This window comes from Rhodococcus sp. RD6.2, from assembly GCF_001040705.1.
Taxonomy (GTDB): domain Bacteria; phylum Actinomycetota; class Actinomycetes; order Mycobacteriales; family Mycobacteriaceae; genus Rhodococcus_G.
This window is the reverse complement of record NZ_CVQP01000002.1, coordinates 31,072-52,729: the sequence shown is the minus strand read 5'-3', so window position 1 is coordinate 52,729 and position 21,658 is coordinate 31,072. Positions and strand designations below refer to the sequence as shown.

19 protein-coding genes are annotated in these 21,658 nt (G+C 69.8%); 11 read left to right on the top strand and 8 right to left on the bottom strand.

The genetic code is table 11. The features are described 5' to 3' along the window. Positions 1-173: 173 nt before the first annotated feature. From RHCRD62_RS04585 to RHCRD62_RS04575, 3 genes are read left to right on the top strand one after another with little or no spacing between them, the layout of a single operon-like run. On the top strand, positions 174-935 hold the full coding sequence (locus tag RHCRD62_RS04585; protein WP_050063528.1) for a CoA transferase subunit A: 762 nt from the start codon (positions 174-176) through the stop codon (positions 933-935). After that, positions 932-1,588, top strand: coding sequence for a 3-oxoacid CoA-transferase subunit B (locus tag RHCRD62_RS04580; RefSeq protein ID WP_050063527.1), 657 nt, complete (start codon positions 932-934; stop codon positions 1,586-1,588). The genes RHCRD62_RS04585 and RHCRD62_RS04580 overlap by 4 nt, the downstream gene beginning before the upstream one ends. A gap of 12 nt (positions 1,589-1,600) precedes the next feature. Further along, on the top strand, positions 1,601-2,797 hold the full coding sequence (locus RHCRD62_RS04575; RefSeq protein ID WP_050063526.1) for an acetyl-CoA C-acetyltransferase: 1,197 nt from the start codon (positions 1,601-1,603) through the stop codon (positions 2,795-2,797). Positions 2,798-2,945: 148 nt separating this feature from the next. Here the strand turns inward: RHCRD62_RS04575 and RHCRD62_RS04570 are convergent, their stop codons facing one another. Beyond that, positions 2,946-4,304 carry an ammonium transporter gene (locus tag RHCRD62_RS04570; protein WP_050063525.1) on the bottom strand — a complete coding sequence of 453 codons (1,359 nt, stop codon included), beginning with the start codon at positions 4,302-4,304 and terminating at the stop codon, positions 2,946-2,948. Positions 4,305-4,551: 247 nt separating this feature from the next. Next, entirely contained in the window at positions 4,552-5,484 is a 933-nt protein-coding gene (locus RHCRD62_RS04565; protein ID WP_050063681.1) for a LysR family transcriptional regulator, read from the bottom strand. Between the two features lie 90 nt (positions 5,485-5,574). Here RHCRD62_RS04565 and RHCRD62_RS04560 point away from each other — a divergent pair, with 90 nt between their 5' ends. The 4 genes from RHCRD62_RS04560 (at position 5,575) to RHCRD62_RS04545 (ending at position 9,758) form a co-directional block, all read left to right on the top strand. Continuing rightward, complete coding sequence (locus tag RHCRD62_RS04560) at positions 5,575-6,501, top strand: EamA family transporter (protein WP_253277200.1); 927 nt, start codon at positions 5,575-5,577, stop codon at positions 6,499-6,501. A 166-nt stretch (positions 6,502-6,667) separates the two neighbouring features. Then, the gene (locus tag RHCRD62_RS04555; RefSeq protein WP_050063524.1) at positions 6,668-7,105 is read left to right on the top strand and encodes a DUF6069 family protein; all 438 of its coding nucleotides are present in this window, start codon (positions 6,668-6,670) and stop codon (positions 7,103-7,105) included. Between the two features lie 12 nt (positions 7,106-7,117). Beyond that, positions 7,118-9,013 carry an alkyl/aryl-sulfatase gene (locus tag RHCRD62_RS04550; RefSeq protein WP_050063523.1) on the top strand — a complete coding sequence of 632 codons (1,896 nt, stop codon included), beginning with the start codon at positions 7,118-7,120 and terminating at the stop codon, positions 9,011-9,013. Positions 9,014-9,077: 64 nt separating this feature from the next. Then, on the top strand, positions 9,078-9,758 hold the full coding sequence (locus RHCRD62_RS04545; RefSeq protein ID WP_050063679.1) for a response regulator transcription factor: 681 nt from the start codon (positions 9,078-9,080) through the stop codon (positions 9,756-9,758). 31 nt (positions 9,759-9,789) lie between these two features. On the opposite strand, the gene RHCRD62_RS04540 is transcribed toward RHCRD62_RS04545, so the two are convergent. Continuing rightward, positions 9,790-11,205 (bottom strand): sensor histidine kinase, encoded by a 1,416-nt coding sequence (locus RHCRD62_RS04540; RefSeq protein ID WP_253277199.1) that lies wholly within the window; start codon positions 11,203-11,205, stop codon positions 9,790-9,792. A gap of 132 nt (positions 11,206-11,337) precedes the next feature. On the opposite strand from RHCRD62_RS04540, the gene RHCRD62_RS25350 reads away from it, so the two are divergent. Further along, positions 11,338-11,646, top strand: coding sequence for a DUF3703 domain-containing protein (locus RHCRD62_RS25350; protein ID WP_253277198.1), 309 nt, complete (start codon positions 11,338-11,340; stop codon positions 11,644-11,646). Here the strand turns inward: RHCRD62_RS25350 and RHCRD62_RS04535 are convergent. Next, on the bottom strand, positions 11,558-12,160 hold the full coding sequence (locus RHCRD62_RS04535) for a class I SAM-dependent methyltransferase (RefSeq protein ID WP_253277197.1): 603 nt from the start codon (positions 12,158-12,160) through the stop codon (positions 11,558-11,560). The two genes, RHCRD62_RS25350 and RHCRD62_RS04535, sit on opposite strands and share 89 nt — an antisense overlap. Positions 12,161-12,224: 64 nt before the next feature. On the opposite strand from RHCRD62_RS04535, the gene RHCRD62_RS25710 reads away from it, so the two are divergent. Further along, the gene (locus RHCRD62_RS25710) at positions 12,225-12,422 is read left to right on the top strand and encodes a hypothetical protein (RefSeq protein ID WP_157050807.1); all 198 of its coding nucleotides are present in this window, start codon (positions 12,225-12,227) and stop codon (positions 12,420-12,422) included. 21 nt (positions 12,423-12,443) lie between these two features. Here the strand turns inward: RHCRD62_RS25710 and RHCRD62_RS04530 are convergent, their stop codons facing one another. The 3 genes from RHCRD62_RS04530 to RHCRD62_RS04520 are packed head-to-tail and all read right to left on the bottom strand — an operon-like array spanning position 12,444 to position 15,587. After that, entirely contained in the window at positions 12,444-13,304 is an 861-nt protein-coding gene (locus RHCRD62_RS04530) for an alpha/beta hydrolase family protein (RefSeq protein ID WP_050063521.1), read from the bottom strand. Positions 13,305-13,330: 26 nt separating this feature from the next. Continuing rightward, positions 13,331-14,674, bottom strand: coding sequence for a spinster family MFS transporter (locus tag RHCRD62_RS04525; protein ID WP_084734085.1), 1,344 nt, complete (start codon positions 14,672-14,674; stop codon positions 13,331-13,333). A 49-nt stretch (positions 14,675-14,723) separates the two neighbouring features. Next, a complete protein-coding gene (locus tag RHCRD62_RS04520) occupies positions 14,724-15,587 on the bottom strand; it encodes an SGNH/GDSL hydrolase family protein (protein ID WP_084734084.1) in 864 nt (287 codons plus the stop codon). 131 nt (positions 15,588-15,718) lie between these two features. Here RHCRD62_RS04520 and RHCRD62_RS04515 point away from each other — a divergent pair, with 131 nt between their 5' ends. Then, a complete protein-coding gene (locus RHCRD62_RS04515; protein ID WP_050063520.1) occupies positions 15,719-16,978 on the top strand; it encodes a PucR family transcriptional regulator in 1,260 nt (419 codons plus the stop codon). A gap of 8 nt (positions 16,979-16,986) precedes the next feature. Here RHCRD62_RS04515 and RHCRD62_RS04510 read toward each other — a convergent pair whose 3' ends face one another. After that, on the bottom strand, positions 16,987-17,514 hold the full coding sequence (locus RHCRD62_RS04510; protein WP_050063519.1) for a hypothetical protein: 528 nt from the start codon (positions 17,512-17,514) through the stop codon (positions 16,987-16,989). A 236-nt stretch (positions 17,515-17,750) separates the two neighbouring features. Here RHCRD62_RS04510 and RHCRD62_RS04505 point away from each other — a divergent pair, with 236 nt between their 5' ends. After that, complete coding sequence (locus RHCRD62_RS04505) at positions 17,751-21,629, top strand: Pls/PosA family non-ribosomal peptide synthetase (protein WP_050063518.1); 3,879 nt, start codon at positions 17,751-17,753, stop codon at positions 21,627-21,629. Positions 21,630-21,658 lie beyond the last annotated feature (29 nt).

Sequence of the window (21,658 nt, the reverse complement as noted above, 5' to 3'; positions counted from 1 at the left end):
GCCCGATCATACGTCCATTCAGTGAACACTTGGGCGTCCACGTTTCATCATCCGAACAGAATCCGCCCCGAGAGTCCGCTGACCTTGAACGTTGATTACCTGCTCGTTTAACTGGTCCGCAGAGTCAATCCGCGGTGTCCGTTCGATGGACACGGCAGGGAGGAAGGAATCGGATGGGAACGACCGTGTTCGCCACACCGACCGAGGCCGTCGCCGACATCGGCACCGGCGCCTCGATCGCAGTCGGAGGCTTCGGCCTGTGCGGGATCCCCGACGCCCTGATCGCCGCGCTCGCCGCGTCCGGTGTCGGCAACCTGGAGGTGTACTCCAACAACTGCGGCGTGGACGACCACGGCCTCGGAATCCTGCTCGGCGCCAAGCAGATCAGCCGCGTCACCGCCTCATACGTCGGCGAGAACAAGGAGTTCGCGCGGCAGTACCTCTCCGGTGAGCTCGAGGTCGAGCTGACGCCGCAGGGCACCCTCGCCGAGCGACTCCGTGCGGGCGGCGCGGGTATCCCCGCGTTCTTCACCCCCGCCGGTGTCGGCACCCCGGTCGCCGACGGCGGACTCCCGTGGCGCTACCACGCCGACGGGTCCGTCGCACTCGCGTCGCCGCCGAAGGAGACCCGCGAGTTCGGCGACAAGCGGTATGTGATGGAGCTCGGCATCAACGCCGACTTCGCCCTCGTCCATGCCGTCCGCGGCGACACCGCGGGCAACCTGGTCTTCGACAAGACCGCCCTGAACTTCAACCCCCTCGCGGCGATGGCGGGCAAGGTCACCATCGCGCAGGTGGAGGAACTGGTTCCGGCCGGCGAGCTCGATCCGGCCCAGGTGCACCTGCCGGGCGTGTTCGTCCAGCGGATCGTGCACACCGGACCCCAGAACAAGCGCATCGAGAAGCGCACTGTCACCGAAGGAGTTTCGCGATGACGCAGGGATGGACCCGCGACCAGATGGCCGCCCGCGCGGCAGCGGAGATGATCGACGGCGAGTACGTCAACCTCGGCATCGGCCTGCCGACGCTGATCCCCGGCTACCTCACCGACGACGTGAAGGTGACGCTGCACTCGGAGAACGGCATCCTCGGCACCGGCCCCTACCCCACCGAGGACGCCGTGGACGCCGACCTCATCAACGCGGGCAAGGAGACCGTCACCGTCAATCCCGGTGCCGCATACTTCGATTCGGCGCTCTCGTTCGGCATGATCCGCGGCGGCCACATCGACACCGCCGTCCTCGGCGGCATGCAGGTCTCCGCCACCGGCGACCTCGCCAACTGGATGGTGCCCGGCAAGATGGTCAAGGGCATGGGCGGCGCGATGGACCTCGTGCACGGCGCGAACCGCGTCATCGTGGTCATGGAGCACAACGACCGGGACGGCGGCGCGAAGATCGTCGAGTCCTGCAGCCTGCCGCTGACCGGTCAGGGCGTCGTGAACCGGATCATCACCAACCTCGCGGTGATCGACGTCGTCGGTGACGGCACCCTCGCACTCGTCGAGCTGGCGCCCGGCGTGACGGTCGACGACGTCGTCGCCGCCACCGGCGCCCAGCTCGACGTCCGACTCCCCGAACTCGTCTGAAAGGTCGAACACATGACGAACAACGTCTCGGTCATCGTTGCCGGAGCCCGTACCCCGATGGGACGCCTGCAGGGATCGCTGAAGGACTTCTCGGGATCCGATCTCGGCGGGGTCGCGATCAAGGGCGCCCTGAACAAGGCGGGCGTTGCCCCCGAGCAGGTCGACTACGTCATCATGGGCCAGGTCCTCACCGCGGGCGCCGGACAGATCCCCGCACGGCAGGCCGCGGTCGCCGCAGGCATCCCGATGAGCGTGCCCGCACTGACCATCAACAAGGTGTGCCTGTCCGGCGTCAACGCCATCGCGATGGCCGACCAGATGATCCGCGCAGGCGAGTTCGACATCGTCGTCGCCGGCGGCCAGGAGTCGATGACCCAGGCCCCGCACATGCTCGAGAAGTCCCGCGCCGGCTTCAAGTACGGCGACGTGACCCTGCGCGACCACATGGCGTACGACGGCCTCCACGACATATTCACCGACCAGGCGATGGGCAACCTGACCGAATCCGCCAATGCCGGTGAGCGGTTCGTCTCCCGCGCCGAGCAGGACGCGTTCGCGGCCGCGTCGCACCAGCGCGCGGCCCGCGCCTGGAAGGACGGCATCTTCGACGACGAGGTCGTGCCCGTCTCGATCCCGCAGCGCAAGGGCGACCCCATCCTCTTCGCCGCCGACGAGGGCATCCGCGCGGACACCACCGCCGAGTCGCTCGGCACGCTGCGTCCGGCGTTCTCGAAGCACGGCACCGTGACCGCCGGTTCGGCGTCGCAGATCTCCGACGGTGCGGCAGCGGTCGTGGTGATGAGCAAGGCCAAGGCACAGGAACTCGGCCTGGACTGGATCGCCGAGATCGGCGCCTCCGGACAGGTCGCCGGACCGGACTCGACTCTGCAGTCCCAGCCCGCGAACGCCATTGCGAAGGCCTGCGCGCGGGAGGGCATCGACCCGACCGACCTCGACCTGATCGAGATCAACGAGGCATTCGCCGCGGTCGGAATCGTCTCGGCCCGCGAACTCGGCATCGACGCGGAGAAGGTGAACGTCAACGGCGGCGCCATCGCGCTCGGCCACCCCCTCGGCATGTCGGGGGCCCGCATCGCGCTGCACCTGGCCCTCGAACTCCGGCGTCGCGGCGGCGGTGTCGGTGCGGCTGCCCTGTGTGGCGGCGGCGGACAGGGTGACGCCCTGATCATCCGGGTCCCGAAGAACTAGCTCCCGAAAGGGCAAGGAACACAGGGAAAGACCCCCGATGTCGGCGTGGAGGACGACGCGACACCGGGGGTCTTTCGCGTACTCGGGTTCAGAACCGCGTTGCTGGGGACGGTCCTACCCCTGAACCCGAGGGATCGGGTGACATGCCCTAGGTGACCTTCTCGGTGACCGCCTTCTCGGTGATGGCCTCCGCGGCGACGGCGACGTCGTCGGCGTCGGTGGTGACGACCGCCCCGCCGAGTTCGGGTGCCTCGACGGAGTAGGCGGATTCGCCGTGCACCGCGACGTCGAGGCCGTCACGCTCGACCTCGTGGTCGACGCGCAGGCCGGTGACCTTGTCGATGCCCTTGGCGATGAGCCAGGTGACAGCGAACGAGTAGGCGAGGACCGCAACCACGGCCACCGTCTGCTTGCCGAGGAGACCGAGTCCGCCGCCGTAGAACAGGCCCGCGACACCGTTCGGGGCCGCTTCGGTGGCGAGGAACCCGATCAGCAGGGTGCCGAGCACACCGCCGACGAGGTGGATGCCGACGACGTCGAGTGCATCGTCGTAGCCGAGCTTGAACTTCAGCGAGATCGCCACGCAGCACACCGCACCGGCGACGGCGCCGATGACGAGAGCGCCGATCGGGGAGACCGCACCACAGGCGGGGGTGATGGCGACGAGTGCCGCGATTAGGCCGGAGGCCGCACCGAGCGTGGTGGAGTGGCCGGTGCGGATCCGCTCGACGAGCAGCCAGGCGCAGATGCCTGCACACGACGCCGCGAGGGTGTTCAGCACGACCACCGAAGCGCTGTTGCTCGCCGCGAGCGCGGAGCCACCGTTGAAGCCGAGCCAGCCGAAGAGCAGGATGCCTGCGCCGAGCATGGTCAGCGGAAGACTGTGCGGGCGAGGCGGGTTCGCGAAGTTGTGCCGCTTGCCGAGCACCAGGATCAGCGCGAGGGCGGCGATGCCTGCGTTGATGTGGACGGCGGTGCCGCCGGCGAAGTCGATGGCACCGAGGGTGTTCGCGATCCAGCCGCCGATGACGGAGCCGTCGGAGCTGTCGAATGCGAAGACCCAGTGGGCAACCGGGAAGTAGACGAGGGTGAGCCAGATTGCCGTGAAGCCCATCCACGCGCCGAACTTGAGGCGGTCCGCGACGGCACCGGAGATGAGGGCGACGGTGATGGCGGCGAAGAGCATCTGGAACGCCGCGAAGAGGGCGGGCGGCAGTCCGGGTTCGGCCGGAGCCTCGAGAAGTTGGCCGAGGCCGAGGTATTCGAGCGGGTCGCCGAGCAGTCCGGCGCCGCCGAGCGAGTCGCCGAAGACCGCGGAGTAGCCGAAGAGCACCCACAGGACGCCGACCAGTGCGAACGCACCGAAGGTCATCATCATCATGTTGAGGGTGCTGCGGACACTCACCATGCCGCCATAGAAGAGCGCCAGACCCGGAACCATCAACGCCACCAGGCCGGTGGCGGCGAGGATCCAGGCGGTATTGGCCGCGGCAAGAGCCTGATCCATGCGGTCCACCTTTACGTTCGAAGGAGCCACCGCTCGATCGGCGGTGGGTGCGACGCCCGTCTTACGGAGGGAATCGTCGTCACCCGAGAGTGGACCGCCGCCTCACGGCACGCAAGCGGTACGCGTGAACTCTGAGTTAACGCGGATCGGGTTGCAGCACTTGGCAACCCGATGGAATCATGACCCCGGCAGTGGTAACGCAAGCGTCACACGAACGTTGCATCGCCGGCACACGAAAGAGCCTCTGTCAGGCGTCGTCCAGCCACCGCGCGACCGGGATCGCCGCGCGCTCCGACGCAACCTCCGCGAGCGCCGCCCGGAAGGCACGGACCGCGGGATGCGCCGCCCGTCCGTCGCGCACGGCGGTGTGCAGCGTCCGATGCGGGTCGCCGGGCAGGCCGATCAGCTGGACACCGCCCTGATGCCGTCCGGCGATCAGCGCAGGAATGAAGGCAACGGCATGTCCCGAGCTCACGAGGTGTGCCTGCAGGAGCGGATCGGAGTTCTCGAACGCGATCGGAGGCTCGAACCCCGCGGCGCGGCAGACGGCCCGCCCCCACGCCCCGGTCGGCGAGTCCGCCGGGTCCAGCGCCCACGGCGCCGCACGCAGATCCGCCAACACAGTCGGCACCGACGCCCACGGTCCGGTGGCGGGGACGGCCAGGCACAGCCGGTCGCGGACGAGATCGGCTCGGTCGACGCCGACCCGGATCTCATCGGGCAGACCCGGATACTCCTCCCCGAGAATGACGTCGAACTGATGCGACAGGAGCGCACTGTAGGCGGGCCCGACCTCGCGATGACTGATCTCCACTCGCAGCTGCGGATGCCGCTCCGCCAGCAAGGTCAGTGCGGGCGGGGCCAACTCGACGACGACGGATTGGAACGACGCGACGCGCAGCGTGCCCCGGATCTGGGGCTGCGCGGCGGCAAGCTCGGATTCGGCCTGTTCGAGGCGGGCCAGCACGGCCTCGGCGTGCGCGACGAGACCGACGGCGTCGTCGGTGAGGCGCACTCCCCGGCCAACGCGCTCGAACAGCGTCACGCCCGTCTCCCGTTCGAGCAGCGACAACTGCTGCGACACCGCGGACGGCGTGTACGACAGTGCCTGCGCGACCTCGGCGAGCGTGCCGCGACGGTGGAGTTCGCACAGCATCCGCAACCGCATGACGTTCAGCACGGCGACTCCACCCATTGATTAGTTCAACTGACCGAAATAGCGAAGAACAATTCGCTGGACTGATGATACGGCGGTGACAATGCTGAATAGGTGACCGTCCTCCCCCGCCCCACTCGCGCCAGCGCGAACGCGCCCGCCGTGGCACTGGTCCTCGGATCGTGCGTCTCGCTGCAGTTCGGGGCGGCGACGGCCGCCCGCCTCTTTCCCGTCATGGGATCGTGGGCGGTCACGGCGCTGCGACTGACGATCGCGGCGGCGATCCTCCTCGTCGTGGTCCGTCCCCGCGCGGACAGGTGGACACGTCATCAGTGGCGGTCCGTGCTCGTCCTCGGCGGCGCCCTCGCCGGGATGAACGGGTTCTTCTATGCCTCCATCGCCCGCATTCCCCTCGCGGTCGCGGTCTCGATCGAGTTCCTCGGTCCACTCCTGCTCGCTGCGGTCCTCTCCCGACGCCGGCGCGATCTCGCGTGCGTGGCGCTGGCACTGGCGGGCATGACGCTCCTCGGACTCGAGAACGCCCTGACCGCATCGTCCCTGGACCCCGTCGGCATCGCCTTCGCTCTCGTCGCGGCGGTGTTCTGGGCGCTGTACGTGCTCGCGACGGCGAAGGTGGGCGAGACCGTGCCGGGCCACGGGGGCCTCGCGGTCGCACTGGCGGTCGCGGCGGTCTGTGTGCTCCCCGTCGGCGCGTCGGGTGCCGCGAGTGCGCTGACCGACCCGCGACTGCTCGCGATCGCGGCGGCCACCGCCGTCCTGGCGTCGGTGATTCCGTACACGCTCGAACTCGCCGCCCTGCGCCGCCTGCCCCGTCACGTCTTCGGGGTGCTCCTCAGCTTCGAGCCGATCATGGCGCTCGTCGCCGGATGGCTGCTCCTCGACCAGTCCGTCGGGCTCACCCGCCTCGCTGCCATCGCACTCGTCGTGGTTGCGAGCATCGGCATCACCGCGTCGGCGAGCGAACCCGCGCGGTCGCTCACTCCACACCCGGAGGAGCACCGTGTTCCGGCCCGGCAGTAAGGGCCGCGTACACCTGCGCGGCCCCTCCGCCCCAGGCAGCGGAGCCGCGCCATTCTCTGCCCTGCCAAGGCGTCCACACCTCACCCGCGTGGGATGAGGCCAGGGTCCGCCCGGACACCCTAGCGTCGGAACCGGTAACCGACGGCACCGACGGAAGGGGTTCTCGTTGACCACGAATCGACCCGAGCCATCCACCACGACGGTCGACGCGAAGCGACTGTGGGCGGGTGGGGCTGCAACGGCCCTGGTCGCGGCGCTCGCCGCACTCGTGGGACTGCTCCTCGTCCGCGACGTCCTCGATGTTCCGGTCATCACGCCCGCGACCGGGATCGGGGACTCCCAGGCCGCGAACCTTGCCGGGCACGCGGTGGTCGCTGCCCTGATCGCCACCGCACTGCTCCACGTCCTGCTGCTCACCACGCCCCGGGCGACGAGCTTCTTCGGCTGGATCGGTGTGCTCGCGACCATCGCCGTCGCACTGTTGCCGTTCGCGGCCGCGGGGACGGTCGCGTCCCGGCTCTGCAGCGCGGCCATCTATTTCGTCGTCGGAATCGCCATCGTGACATTGCTGAGCGGTGTCGCGAGGTCCGCCCGAACCAACTGAACGAGGAGAACGATGACCGACCAGAAACCCGCTGTCGCGAGCATCGATGCACAGCACGCCGAGTCGAGGCGCGCCTTGCCATTCTCGGACACCCAGGACTTCGAAGACGCGCAGCGCGGCCTGATCGCCAAACTCGAACCGGGCATCGTTCGCAACGATGCAGGCGAGACCGTCTGGAACAGCGATGCTTTCGCGTTCCTCTCCGAGGAGTGCCCCGACACCGTCCACCCGAGCCTGTGGCGCCAGTCGCAACTGTGCGCCATGCAGGGCCTGTACGAGGTCGCCGACGGCATCTACCAGATCCGCGGACTCGACCTGTCCAACATGACTCTCGTCGAGGGCGACACGGGCGTCGTCGTGATCGATCCGCTGATCTCCGAGGAGACGGCCGCCGCGGGCCTGGCCCTGTACCGCGAGCACCGCGGGGACCGTCCGGTGACGGGCGTGATCTATTCACACTGCCACATCGACCATTTCGGCGGCGTCAAGGGTGTCACGACACAGGAGGACGTCGACGCGGGCCGCTGCCCTGTCCTCGCACCGACCGGTTTCGTCGAGCACGCGGTCGCCGAGAACGTCTACGCCGGAACGGCGATGGGACGGCGTGCCGCCTACATGTACGGGGCCGCACTGCCGCGGGGACCGCGCGGCTCCATCGGCGCAGGTCTCGGCCCGACGACGTCGACCGGAACCCCGACGCTGATCAACCCGACCCTCGACATCGACCACACCGGGCAGACGGAGGTGGTCGACGGCATCACCATCGAGTTCCAGTTGACGCCGGGCACCGAGGCACCGTCCGAGATGAACTTCTACTTCCCCGACCTGCGGGCGCTGTGCATGGCGGAGAACGCCACGCACACCCTGCACAATCTGCTGACGCTTCGCGGTGCGCTCGTCCGCGACCCGCACGTGTGGGCGAAGTACCTCACCGAGTCCATCCACCGGTATGCCGGACGCTCGGACGTGCTGTTCGCGTCGCACCACTGGCCGACGTGGGGGACGGAACGGCTCACCGAGTTCCTGTCGGTGCAGCGCGACCTCTACGGGTACCTGCACGACCAGACGTTGCGGGCACTGAACAAGGGCGCCACCGGAATCGAGATCGCCGAGGACATCCAACTGCCGCCCGGCGTCGAGCAGGTGTGGCACACGCACGGCTACTACGGCTCGGTCAGCCACAATGTGAAGGCCATCTACCAGCGCTACATGGGGTGGTTCGACGGCAACCCGGCGCACCTGTGGGAGCATCCGCCCGCCGAGTCCGCGGCGCGTCACGTCGAGTTCATGGGCGGCGTCGACGCGGTCCTCGAGAAGGCCCGAAAGTCGTTCGACGAGGGCGACTTCCGCTGGGTGACGCAGGTGGTGAACTACGTGATCTTCGCCGAGCCCGACAACGCGGAAGCCAAGGCACTGCAGGCGGACGCGTTCGAGCAGCTCGGGTACGGGTCGGAGAACGGCACGTGGCGGAACTTCTTCCTGATGGGCGCCTACGAACTGCGCAACGGACCGGTCGGGACGCCGACGGCGACCGCGTCCCCCGACATCGCGAATGCGCTGAGTGTCGAGCAGCTCTTCGACGCCATCGCGCTGCGCGTCGACGGGCCGAAGGCGTGGTCCGCGGACATTGCCATCGACTGGAAGGTGAGTGATTCCGACGTCGTGCACCGCACCCATCTGCGCAATGGGCTTCTCGTCCACTTCGACGTGACCGGTGACCTCGCGAGCCCCGACGCGACCTTCACGCTGTCGAACCCCGCCCTGCACTCCGCGCTGATCGGCGGCGGCGACATGGCCGCGATGATCGCCGACGGCACGATCACCGTGGGCGGCGACCCGGCGGTGCTGGTCGAGATGGTCGGTTACCTCGACGAGCCCGACCCGGACTTCGCGATCGTCACCCCGTAGCCCGGCCGTTCTCGCCGCCGCGACGCACAACACGGCGGCGGCGAGAACGGGAATAGTGGGGTCCGTGCGAGTACTCGTGGTGGACGACGACCCCGGCGTGGCGGAAACGGTCCGCCGCATGCTGGTTGCGGAGGGCTGGGTCGTCGACGTGGCGCACGACGGGCGCGCCGGTTTCGAGAAGGCGAGTACGGAACACTTCGACGTCGTGATCCTCGACATCATGATGCCCGGGCTCAACGGGTACGAGGTGGTGCGGCAACTCCGGACCACGGGCGTCTGGACGCCGGTGTTGATGCTGACCGCGAAGGACGGGGAGTACGACCAGGCGGACGCCTTCGACTTCGGCGCCGACGACTACCTGACGAAACCCTTCTCGTTCGTGGTGCTGACGGCGCGACTGCGTGCGCTGGTACGTCGAGGGGCGCCGGCCCGACCGACCGTGCTGACGGCCGGATCGTTGACCGTCGACCCCGCGTCTCATGTCGCGATGCGCGGCGACACCGAATTGACCCTGACACCACGAGAATTCGGGGTGCTCGAGTACCTGACACGACGCAAGGGCGAGGTCGTGACGAAGGCGGAGATCCTGCAGGCGGTGTGGGACGTCAACTATCGGGGCGACGAGAACGTCGTCGAGGTGTACATCAGCTATCTGAGGCGCCGCATCGACGCCCCGTTCGGCTGCAAGGCCATCGAGACGATCCGTGGTGTCGGCTACCGGCTCGCGGCCGACGGCGGCGGCTGAGCCGCCCTATGTCTCCGGCGGCTGAGCCGCCCTATGTCTCCGGCGGCTGATCCGCCCACGTCTGCAGCGGCAGCTCGAACCCGACCGCCGCGCCGCCGCTCGAGGCGCCCGCCACGGTGACGTGACCGTCGTGCGCACGGACGATCTCGGTGACGATCGCGAGACCGAGACCCGACCCGCCGCGCGCCCGTTCACGGGTGGCGTCGAGGCGAACGAACCGCTCCAGGACACGTTCCCGGTCGGACTCGTGGATTCCCGGTCCGTCGTCGGAGACGACGACGCTCACCCGCCCGTCCCGGACGGTCATCGTTACGTCGATGCTGCCGTCGGCGTGCCTGACCGCGTTCTCGGTGATGTTCCGCAGGGCGCGCGCCAACTTCTCCTCGTCGCCGCGAACACGCGCCGCGACGATGTGCGCGGTCACCACCCGCCCGCCGAGCGCCTCCAGGCGGGCGACATCCGCCGCGACCACCTCGTCGAGATCGACGTCCGCCACGCGCAGCGGCACACCGTTCTCGTCGGCGCGGGCCAGGAACAGCAGGTCCGCGACCATGCCCTGCAGCCGAAGCGCCTCCGGCATCATCACCGTCTCGACGGTCTCCGGGTCGATCGGACGGTGCGTCGTCCGCGACAGGTCGAGCAGACCGACGAGGGTGGTCAGCGGACTGTTGAGCTCGTGCGACGCATCGTTCACGAACCGCATCTGCTCGCTGCGCGCGGTGTCGATCCGGTCGAGCATCGCGTTCATCGTGACGGCGAGCGTGGCGATCTCGTCACCGGTGTCCGGCACCGGGACCCGCTGGTTCAGGTCGCCGCCGGAGATCTCGTCGACCTGCCTGCGAATGTCCCGCACCGGTGTCAGCGCACGGCCGATGACGTAGTACGCGAGCAACGCGGCCCCCAGCACGACGAACGGGATCACCACGGCACTGAGCGCGCCGAGGAACAGGACCCGCGAGTAGAGCCGGGTCTCGTCGGCACCCACCTCCACTGTGACCGGGCCCGCGTCCGGCGTCGAGACACCGATGAACGAGACCCGGTACCGGGTTCCATCCGGACCGGCCCGCACGCCGGTAATCCGGTCCGATCCGCCCGGCAGCAGTGCGGGACCCAACGATCCCGACGGGTACCGCTGACCGCTGACGATGACGCGGCCGTCACCGTCGACGACCTGGACGATGTCCACATGCCTGCCGGGTGTCAGCACCGACTCGTCAAGGGCCCCGACACCGTCCGAACGCGCGATGTCCTCGATCTGCCTCGCCCGGGCCGTGGTCGCAACGTCGGCCGAGTACCCCGCCGAGCGGTAGAGCGCGACGAGCACCGCACCCGCGGCAACGGTCACGGTGACCGCGACGAGCAGCGTCGCCAGCAGCGTCAGGCGGACACGTACCGGTCGAGCCCACCGCCGGACCCGACCCGCCAACGTCGAGATTCGGGGTCGCACGGAAACGACAGTAGCCAGGACGCCCTACCCGGCGAACAGCTACTCAGCGTCCGCTAAGCATGGCTCGGCCAGCATGGTCCAGAGCGCGCACCGCGTCCCGAGAGCCCGAGCCGAAAGAGTCCGATGCCGACGATGCCCGACCGTGTCCACTCCGCATACGAGGCCGAGATGTACGACGCCCGCACCGCGAGCACCGACGCGGCGAAGTGGGATCACCTCGAACTGGCCCACCTGATGACCGAGGCGTTCCCGTGGCCCCATGTCCGCACACACCTGGCGATGCTCGGGCTCGCGCTGCGTCTACGCGACCGCCGCGAGGTCACCGCGCAGGTCGGGGCCGTGGTCGCCGTCGTCACCTCACGCGGCGGGCACGGAGCACGGTGTCGTGCGAGTGGTGCGTCCCGGCAGGCGCAGGCGCCGTCCGCGCCCGGGTCTCGTTGATCTCCACCGTCCACTCGTCGCCGAGGAGGTCGGCGATGTCGGCGGGCGCGTAGAAGTCGGCGGGGTCGAAGTCGAGTTCCTCGCGCGGCGGCAGGTCCCCGAAATCGTGATGGCCGATCAGCAGGGTTCCGCCCGGCGCCACCGCCGCGAGCAGGCCGAGGACCGTCGCGTGGTCGTGCTGCCGGACGACCGGAAAGTACTGCGCGGACACGAGATCGAACGAGCCCGGGGTCGGTGCGGACGCCGTCAGGTCGGCCTGCCTCCACTCGACGCGGCCGTCGACGTCCAGCGCGGCGGCGCGGTCGAGGGCGACCTGGGACACGTCGAGTGCCGTCACCCGCCAGCCCTGTTCGGCCAGCCACAGCGCGTCGCCGCCCTCACCGCACCCGACATCCAGTGCTCGTCCGGGCGTCATGTCGGCCACCTCGGTGACCAGCACCCCGTTGGCGGCACCGCTGAACAGCTGTTCCGTGCCTGCGTACCTCTCGTCCCAGAACCGGGCGTCCATCTTCATCCGTCACTCCTCTGTGGATCTCCCCGACAACCTTGCCGCGAGAGCCGCACTTCGGCAATGAACCTTGCCCAATCGGCAAGAGTGGTTCCGAAGCGAATCGCCACCCACTGACCAGACACCGCTCCGGAACACTGCCGCGGTCGCGAGCGCACTGCGGCGTCCCGGAGTCGCGGGGCGGGACGTCGCAGGCGACGTCCGCGACCAGATGGGCCGGATGGGCCGGGATCTGCTGCAGCGCCGCAGATTCCTGGCCACCCGGTGATCACCTGATCGCGAGGTTGCATCAGCCCGGGATCTGCCGGGCCAGATCGTTACGGTCGAAACCCGAGAACTGCTGAGTGTCCGAGCAGTACCCGCAGTTCTGGCCGAAGAACTCCGCGCGGGCATTAGGGTCGTCGAGCAGCCAGTACCTCAGCCAGGCCGTGCTCGGGCCGCGCATCGCACCGCCGGTGATGCCGGTGCCGAAGTGGCTGGCGCCGCGCAGTTCCAGGTACTCGGCGGGTACGTGGTCGGCGTCGCGGTACATCGCGCGCACCACCGACGGCCAGACGACGAGGTCGACCTGACCCGCGAGATAGAGCACCGGCTCGTCGATGAGGTCGACGTCGTTGAGCGGCCCGGGCTGGATGGCGACGACGGTGTCGACGCGGTCGTCGATCGCAGCGTTGATCGCGCCGGAGCCGCCCTGCGAGTGCCCTGCAGCACCGATGCGGTCCAGATCGACCTTGCCGTAGAACCTGCTCCCGGGGTCGGCCGCCTCGGCCGCGACCAGATCGATGCCGGACCGCATGGTGATCGCGAAGTTGCTCGTCGGAGTGTTCGCCGCGACCACGATGAATCCGTGGCTCGCGTAGTGACGCAGCAGCGAGGTGTAGGCGCCGGGAACGACGCCGGTCCCGTTGCCCCACAACACAACCGGATGCTTCTCGCCGCGGGCACCGAGCTCACGTGGGTAGTACAGGGTGTGCACGACCCCGATCGAGACCTCCGGGGTGTACGGCCCCGCATCGGCCCAGCGATGACCCACCTCGGGGATCGCGGACGACTGGGCCGTGGCCGTGCCCATCGGCACGGTCATCCCGAGTACCGCGCACACGGCGGCGGCGAGAGCGGTCCTGCGGAGCATCACACGCGCTTTCGGCATTGCTGGTTCACCTTTCGGTTCGAGGGTCATTCGGTCAGGCTTGCGTGCATCCGCGCCGAATCCGCACCGACGCGGCGAGCAGCGAGGTGGATGAACACTGCGGTCAGCGCGAGCATCAGCGGCACCAGATACATCGCGGAGTTCAGGCCGTCGCCGGCGAACGCCGTGACATCCTGCACCCCTGCGCTTTCCGCTGCGCGCTCGGCGAAGAAGTCGGAGAGCCCGCCGACGACAACCGGTCCGGCGAACCCGCCGAGGAGGTACATCGCGGCGAAGAACAGGGCGGTCGCCGTCGCTCGCAGTCGCGGCACGACGACGTCGTGGATCGCCGGGTACACGCTGATGTAGAAGCCGTAGGCGAGCAGCCAGCCGAATGCGAACAGGGCGGTGAACGCGGCGACGCTCCCACCGTTCTGCATCAACGCGAACACGGTCAGCGGCGCCGCGGCTGCGGTCGTGACGACCCCGATGGTGAGCCGAGCCCGCGGCGACGTGGCCGAGGCGCGGTCCGCGTAACGGGCACCGAGCAGCAGACCGAACAACCCGGTCAGCCCCACGATCACGCCGGTGAGGACGGCAGCGGACGTCAGCTTCAGCTCGTACTGCCGCATCAGGAGCGGGACGGTGAACGAGTTGACCGCGTAGGCCGCGAAGTTGAAGGTCAGCCCGGCGAGGATCAGCCACCGCAGTGTGGGGATCGACAGCAGGTGCCGGATCGGGTTCGGAACCGGACCTGAGTCCGTTGTCGAGACCTGTTCCGCGGCACCGCGTTCGGGGTCACGCATCCGGAGCATCACCAGCGCGAGGACGACACCGGGGACCGCGGCGAAGAAGAACGGCGCCCGCCACGAGTCGAAGGTCTCGGCGATCCGTCCGACGGTGAAGTACGCCAGCATGAGACCTACCGGAAGCCCGAGCATGAAGATGCCGACCGCCCGCGAGCGGCGATCCGCGGGATAGAGGTCGCCGATCATCGAGTTGGCGGCGGGCGTGAAGGCGGCCTCCCCCACCCCGACGCCCAGCCGGGCGAGGATGAACAGGACGTAGTTGCCTGCGGCGCCGGTCGCCGCAGTCAGACCGCTCCACACGAGCAGGCCGACGCCGATGATCCCCGGGCGGTTCCCCCGGTCGGCGAGCCTGCCGAGTGGGAGTCCGGCGATTGCGTAGACGACGGTGAACGCCGACGTGACGAGGCCCAGTTGCAGATCGCTGAGCGCGAATTCGGTCTTGATGGGTTCGGCGACGACCGAGGGGATCGCGCGGTCGAAGAAGTTGAGGAGATTGGCAAGGAACAGCGCGACCAGCGCGCCGGACAGGATGGTGGTGCGGCCGGTGGCCGGGGCATGGGTGATCGTCGCGGGTCGCGTCATGGGGAACCTCGGTGTCGACGGGTCGGGGAGACTTGGAGGGAACTTCGGGTCAGCGGAGTTGGTCGGCGACGTACGCGCCGATCGCCTGCATGCCGAGCGCGGTCGGGTGCAGCGGCGCCGCGGATTCCGCCGGAACGGCACCGGCGTAGTGCGCCCGGCTCGGATCGGCGCAGATGTCGTGCCCGGCCGTGACGGTCCGGATGTCGACGAAGGTCATTGCGCGGGAACGCACCTGCTCCGCCATCGCGTCGTTGACGGAATCCATCACGCGCTGCAGGTAGTCGGCGTCGCGCGGCCACATCGGCTGTCGGTCGGGGCATCCGCCGGGGCGGGTGTAGGTGCCGTAGCCGACGACGACGATCTCGGCATTCGGGGCGTGCGCCCGGATCTCGTCCAGGGTCTCGCCCCACTGCGGAGCGGCGCGGTCGACGAGTCCGCGCATCTGGTCGACGCCACCTGTGGTGAACGTGTCGGCGCACGAGGTGCCTGACGGTTCGGGCAGCGGGTTGAGGCACCGCAGCGCCGTCGTGAACAGGTTGACGTCGTTGGCGCCGATCGTGACGGTGACGAGGTCGGTGTCGGCGGTGAGCGCGTCGACCTGCCGTGGGACGGCGCCGGTGAACGTGGTCTGCGAGGCGTCGGCGATGTGGCTGCTCCGCGCGGACGAGCACGTCACGTCCGTGAGGCGGGCGCCGAGGGACTGCGCGACGACGGACGGGTAGTTGTGCAGCGACCGCAGGCAGCCCGGGGTCGCGGGGTCCTGGTCCGGAATCAGCGGCCCTGCTGCGGCCGAGTCGCCGAGCGCGACGTAGTCGAGTGTCCCGGCGGGCTGCGCCACGGAACCGCCTGCCGAGGCGGCGAGCAGGCAGCCTGCGGCTGCGACGACGACGGCCGTTCGGGTCCTGAGGTGCACGAGACTCGTCTCCTTCGGTTCGGTGACGCCGGATGCACGGATTTGTCTGATCCCGAGTGGCGTGGATTACATACTGGCCAGAAAGCAGCAGGTGGTCGTTGTGTGTCCGAATCGACAATCAAGGGGATTTTGTGTCCACAGACAAACCGATCGTCGTGGGTGGTCGCCCCCTCGCGGATCATCTGGCCCAACGCACCCACGCGATCACCACCGCCACCGTCGAGGCGGTGTGGACGCAGGTGCCCTACTACCGGTCGCTGCCCGATGAAGCGGTGCGCGGTGACGTCACCGCCATCGTCCGGCGCAACCTCGAGCTGTTCGTCGCCAGCCTGCGGTCACTGCGACCACTCGAGGCCGACGACCTCGCGGGAATACGGGATTCGGCGCGGCGACGCGCCGAGGAACTGGTGCCGCTGGCCGAGGTGCTCCGCGCGTACCACCTCGGGGTCGAGCACTGGTGGACGGCGATCGGCGACCTGGCCGGGCCCGAGGACACCGGCGACGTGGCCCGCGCGGGCACCCTGCTCCACTCGCACCTGCTCGCCGCGACGACAGCCGTGCTCGCCGGCTACGGATCCGACCGGGCGCTGCCCGGCGACGACGACTCCGCACGGCGCGCCCTGTTCGTGGCGTTGACGTCGGGCGCGGACCCGACGGTGGCCGCGCAACGCACGGGCGCCGAACTGCCGAGGCTCTACTGGGTGGTCGCGCTGCACGTGGAGCCGCACCCGGACGAGCAGTCCGCTGCCGTCGACGCCGTCGTCGCCGAGCGTCGCAAGGTGCGGCGCCTGCAACGCGAACTCGACACCCTCGGCCGCGACGAGGCGCTGAGCAACCTGTCCGGCAGCGGCGGTGGTGTGCTCATCCCGATCCTCGCGGCCGAACCCGGCGCCGGAGACTGGCAGGACAGCGCGCAGTACACACAGCTGAGCCGGAGCCTGCGGGACATGGAGCGGGCCATCGGCGCCGCCGTCCTGGCCGGTGTGGCGGTGGCGGCGCCTGCCGACGTCCCGCAGGCCTACGTGCACGCCCAGGAGATCCTCGACGTCGCGCTCCGCTACGGCCACCGCTCGGGCACGATGCAGTTGCGGGACGTCGCACTCGAATACCAGCTCACCCGGCCGACCACCGCGTCCCCCGTCCTCGCGAACCTGCTGTCGCCCCTCGACTCCCACCCGGCCGTGCTGGAGACGCTCGAGGCGTACCTCGATGCGGGATGCGACCGCGCGGCCGTGGCGTCCGCACTGCACGTCCACCCGAACACCGTGGTCTACCGGCTGCGGAAGGTGGCCGCGCTGACCGCGTTGGACGTCGCGTCGGCACCGGACGTGGTGCGACTCGTCGCGGCGCTGGCAGCGCGGCGGGCGACGTACCCGGGGCCGCCCACCTGAGACGCCCGCTACCAGACCAGCGTGTGCCCCGGAATCCGGACACGTCCGAAGAAGCGCGGCGTGCCGTCGGGACCGCGGTCGTTGTATCCCTTCACGACGTCGGCGAGCCGGTCCGCGAGGGCCTGCAGCTCCGGGCTCACCGACTCCACACCGCCGTCGTCCACCCATCCCCAGGACGGCGGAACGCCCTCGATGGTGACGACGATCGCGCACTCGCCGTCGGCGGCCACATCGAAGGTGACGCCGTCCGGTGCGTCCCGGATCAGGTCGCGGACGGCGACCCCCGGCACCGCCGACACCAGGCGCACGGTCCGGGAAAGCGTGATGTCGGTTCGGATGGCGTCCACGATGGGATCGATCCGCACGTGCCTGCCGAGTCCGGCGCGGCGCGCACCGGACCGGCCGGAGCCTGCCGTCCCGGGGGTCTTTGCGAGCAGTCGGTCGAGCATCCGCTGGGCGGCATCTCGTTCCTCGGCGCCGGTCCTCGGATGCTCGATCAGCGAACGCAGGCGGCCGATCGTCGCGAGCGAGTTCATCGGCGCAGCGTATCGGCCGTACCACCACCTACCCGCTGCGACACGGCGCTGAACAGGGTCTCGGCGCAGGCTCGCCGCGCGTCGGTCCGGCAAATCCGTTCACCAACTCGCAAACTTGACGTGAGAGAACCACGCGAACGGCCGGCGAGGTCACGACTTCGCCGGCACGAGGCCCGCCGACCATGAGAGACACTGGTCAGGGGACTCGGTAGCCACGAGAGAAGGAACCACCGGCGTTGCACCTGCAATCACCTTCGGATCGCTCCCAACAGATCCCGGCCGCGTACCTTCGGTCGCCACTGGCTCCTGCACCCCGCACCCTCGTCGACATCGTCACCGCGACCGCGCAGGCGCATCCCGACGCCCCGGCCATCGACGACGGTGACACCACTCTCAGCTACGCCGAACTGCTCGACGAGATCCAGCGGGGCGCGCAGTGGCTCGGTGACCTCGGAGTCGGCGCGGGCGACCGCGTCGGCATCCGCATGCCGTCCGGCTCCCACGCCCTCTACACCGCGATTCTGTCCGTGCTCGCCGCAGGCGCGGCCTACGTCCCGGTCGACGCCGACGACCCCGACGAACGCGCCGACCTGGTCTTCGGGGAAGCCCAGGTCGCGGCCGTCCTCACCGGCAAGGGCGTCGAAGCGGGCACCGCACCCGCCCGCGAGAACACACCACACCCCCCGGCCCTCGACGACGACGCCTGGATCATCTTCACGTCCGGGTCCACCGGGACGCCGAAGGGTGTCGCCGTCACCCACCGCAACGCCGCCGCGTTCGTCGACGCCGAGGCCCGCATGTTCCTGCAGGGCGAACCGCTCGGCCCAGGCGACCGCGTCCTCGCAGGCCTGTCGGTCGCGTTCGACGCGTCATGCGAGGAGATGTGGCTGGCGTGGCGCCACGGCGCCTGCCTCGTTCCCGCCCCGCGCTCGCTGGTCCGGAGCGGCATGGACCTCGGCCCGTGGCTGGTGTCCCGCGACATCACCGTCGTCTCCACCGTCCCGACACTGGCAGCGCTGTGGCCCGCCGAAGCCCTCGAGGACGTGCGGCTGCTGATCTTCGGCGGCGAGGCCTGCCCGCCCGAACTGGTGGAACGGCTCGCGACCCCGGGCCGCGAGGTGTGGAACACGTACGGCCCGACCGAGGCCACCGTCGTGGCGTGCGCCGCCGAGATGGACGGCACGTCCGCCGTCAGCATCGGACTCCCCCTCGACGGCTGGGACCTCGCCGTCGTCGACGGGGACGGCAACCCGGTCCAGGTCGGCGACGTCGGCGAACTCGTCATCGGCGGTGTCGGGCTGGCCCGCTACCTGGATCCGGCGAAGGACGCCGAGAAGTACGCGCCGATGCCGTCGCTCGGCTGGGAACGCGCCTACCGCAGCGGCGACCTGGTGCGTCTCGAACTGGACGGGCTGCTGTTCCAGGGTCGCGCCGACGACCAGGTCAAGATCGGCGGGCGACGCATCGAGCTGGGTGAGGTCGACAACGCGTTGCAGAACCTGCCCGGCGTCGCCGGTGCCGCCGCCGCGGTCCGGAAGACCTCGACGGGCCACTCGATCCTCGTCGGCTATCTCGCGAGCACCGACCCCGACTTCGACCTCGCGGCCGCACGCACCCTCCTCGCCGAGCAACTGCCCGCCGCCCTCGTCCCACGCCTGGCATTGATGGCCGAGCTGCCGACCCGAACGTCCGGGAAGGTCGACCGGGCCGCGCTGCCGTGGCCGCTGCCGGGCGCCGACGACTCCGCCGTGGAGTCCGGACTCGACGGAACCGCCGCCTGGGTCGCGGGCCTGTGGTCGTCGATCCTCGGTGCACAGATCACCGGCGCCGACGACGACTTCTTCGCCGCGGGTGGCGGATCGCTGTCGGCCGCGCAGCTCGTGACGGCGTTGCGTGAGCGATTCCCCGAGGTCACCGTCGCCGAACTCTACGACCACCCCCGACTGGGTTCGCTCGCCGAACACCTCGACTCCCTCGCCCCCACCGACGCCGTCGAGATTCGCACCGTCGAGCCGACACCGCGGTCGGCGCAGTGGAAGCAGATTCTGTGGACGATCCCGCTGACCACCCTGACCGGTCTGCAGTGGGTGACGTGGCTGGCCGTCGTGAACAACGTCCTCGCCTGGTTCGCCGACGTGCCCTGGGCGCCCGCGGTGTCGTGGTGGTGGGTGCTCCTCGGCGTGCTCCTGTTCATCACGCCGATCGGCCGGATGGGCATCGCCGTCGCGGGCTGCCGGATCCTGCTGCGCGGCCTGCAACCCGGCACCTACCCGCGCGGCGGGCGCGAACACCTGCGGCTGTGGGTCGCGCACCGGCTCACCGAGGCCAGCGGTGCCGCCAACCTGTCCGGCGCGCCGTGGATGATCTACTACGCCCGCGCGCTCGGCGCCACGATCGGACGCGGCGTCGACCTGCACACCCTTCCTCCCGTCACCGGGATGCTCGAACTGGGTGAAGGTTGCTCCGTCGAACCCGAGGTCGACCTGTCCGGGCACTGGATCGACGGCGACGTCATCCACATCGGCGGCATCCGCATCGGCGACGGCGCCGCCATCGGCTCCCGCTCGACCCTCTTCCCCGGAGCGAAAATCGGCAAGAACGCCGAGGTCGCTCCCGGATCCGCCGTCATCGGACGCGTGAAGGCCGGCCAGAGTTGGGCCGGCTCACCGGCAGTCAAGGTCGGCAAGGCCGAGCATCCGTGGCCGACGCAGCGACCACAGCAGGCCAGCCAGTGGGTTCCCGTGTACGGCCTGACGTCGCTGGCCATCGCGTCCCTGCCGATCATCGCCCTCGCGGCCGGCATCGCCGTGATCGGCGCCGCGATCGCCGACGCACCCGACCTCGGCTCCGCGGTCCCGCGGGCACTGCTGTGGCTGCCCGTCGCGACGCTGCTCGCCCTCTTCGTGTTCGCCGCCCTCACCGTCGCCGCGGTCCGCGCCCTCGGCATCGGACTCACCGAGGGCTACCACCCCGTCCGCAGCCGCGTCGGCTGGCAGGTGTGGGCGACCGAACGCCTCCTCGACTCCGCGCGCACCTTCCTGTTCCCGCTCTACGCCAGCCTCCTCACCCCGGTCTGGCTGCGACTGCTCGGCGCGAACATCGGCAAGGACGTCGAGGCGTCGACCGTCCTGCTGCTGCCGAAGTTCACCACCGTCGCCGACGGCGCGTTCCTCGCCGACGACACCATGGTCGCGTCCTACGAACTGGGCGGCGGATGGCTCCACATCCAGGAGGCCAAGGTCGGCAAGCGCGCCTTCCTCGGCAACTCCGGCATGGCCGGGCCCGGGCGCCGCGTCCCGAAGAACGGCCTCGTCGCGGTGCTGTCGGCGGCACCGACCAAGGCGAAGTCCGGCTCGTCCTGGCTGGGCAGTCCGCCGGTGAAGCTGCGGCGCGCGGCCAGCGACGGCGACGCCGAGCGCACCTTCGCGCCGCCGACGCGACTCAAGGTCGCGAGGGCCGCCGTCGAGACGTGCCGCCTGCTGCCGGTCATGGTGACGTTCGGCATCGGATTGGGTGTGCTGTTCGCGCTGCAGGCGCTCGCCGGGGCCGTCGGATACTGGGCGGCGGCCCTCCTCAGCGGTGTCGTGCTGCTGGTCGCCGGTGCCGCCGCCGGTGTGATCTCGGTCGCGGCGAAGTGGCTGACGGTTGGCCGGATCGGCCGCACCGAGCACCCGCTGTGGAGTTCGTTCGTATGGCGCAACGAGGTGTCGGACGCCTTCGTCGAAACCGTTGCGGCGCCCTGGTTCGCACGGGCCGCGACCGGCACCGCAGTCCTGAACGTGTGGCTGCGAGGAATGGGCGCGACCATCGGCCGAGGCGTGTGGTGCGAGTCGTACTGGCTACCCGAGGCAGACCTGGTCTCCCTCGGCGACGGCGCCACGGTCGAACGCGGATGTGTCGTGCAAACACACCTCTTCCATGATCGGATCATGGCCATGGACACCGTCACCCTCGGCGCAGGCGCGACCCTCGGGCCGCACTGCGTCGCGCTGCCCGCATCCGGAATCGGCGACGGCGCGACGGTCGGCCCGGCCTCACTGGTCATGCGCGGTGACGTCGTGCCGCCGAGCACCCGATGGCAAGGCAACCCGATCGGCCCGTGGACGGGTGCCTGACATGAAACCGGGCAAGATGGCCGTCCCCG

Bases quoted from the DNA above. Each gene is read 5' to 3' on its own strand.
- RHCRD62_RS25350 (WP_253277198.1), top strand. From the start codon at position 11,338: ATGCCCGACCGTGTCCACTCCGCATACGAGGCCGAGATGTACGACGCC.
- RHCRD62_RS04510 (WP_050063519.1), bottom strand. From the start codon at position 17,514: ATGAACTCGCTCGCGACGATCGGCCGCCTGCGTTCGCTGATCGAGCAT.
- RHCRD62_RS04530 (WP_050063521.1), bottom strand. From the start codon at position 13,304: ATGCCGAAAGCGCGTGTGATGCTCCGCAGGACCGCTCTCGCCGCCGCC.
- RHCRD62_RS04570 (WP_050063525.1), bottom strand. From the start codon at position 4,304: ATGGATCAGGCTCTTGCCGCGGCCAATACCGCCTGGATCCTCGCCGCC.
- RHCRD62_RS04580 (WP_050063527.1), top strand. From the start codon at position 932: ATGACGCAGGGATGGACCCGCGACCAGATGGCCGCCCGCGCGGCAGCG.
- RHCRD62_RS04575 (WP_050063526.1), top strand. From the start codon at position 1,601: ATGACGAACAACGTCTCGGTCATCGTTGCCGGAGCCCGTACCCCGATG.
- RHCRD62_RS04585 (WP_050063528.1), top strand. From the start codon at position 174: ATGGGAACGACCGTGTTCGCCACACCGACCGAGGCCGTCGCCGACATC.
- RHCRD62_RS04535 (WP_253277197.1), bottom strand. From the start codon at position 12,160: ATGAAGATGGACGCCCGGTTCTGGGACGAGAGGTACGCAGGCACGGAA.
- RHCRD62_RS04525 (WP_084734085.1), bottom strand. From the start codon at position 14,674: ATGACGCGACCCGCGACGATCACCCATGCCCCGGCCACCGGCCGCACC.
- RHCRD62_RS04550 (WP_050063523.1), top strand. From the start codon at position 7,118: ATGACCGACCAGAAACCCGCTGTCGCGAGCATCGATGCACAGCACGCC.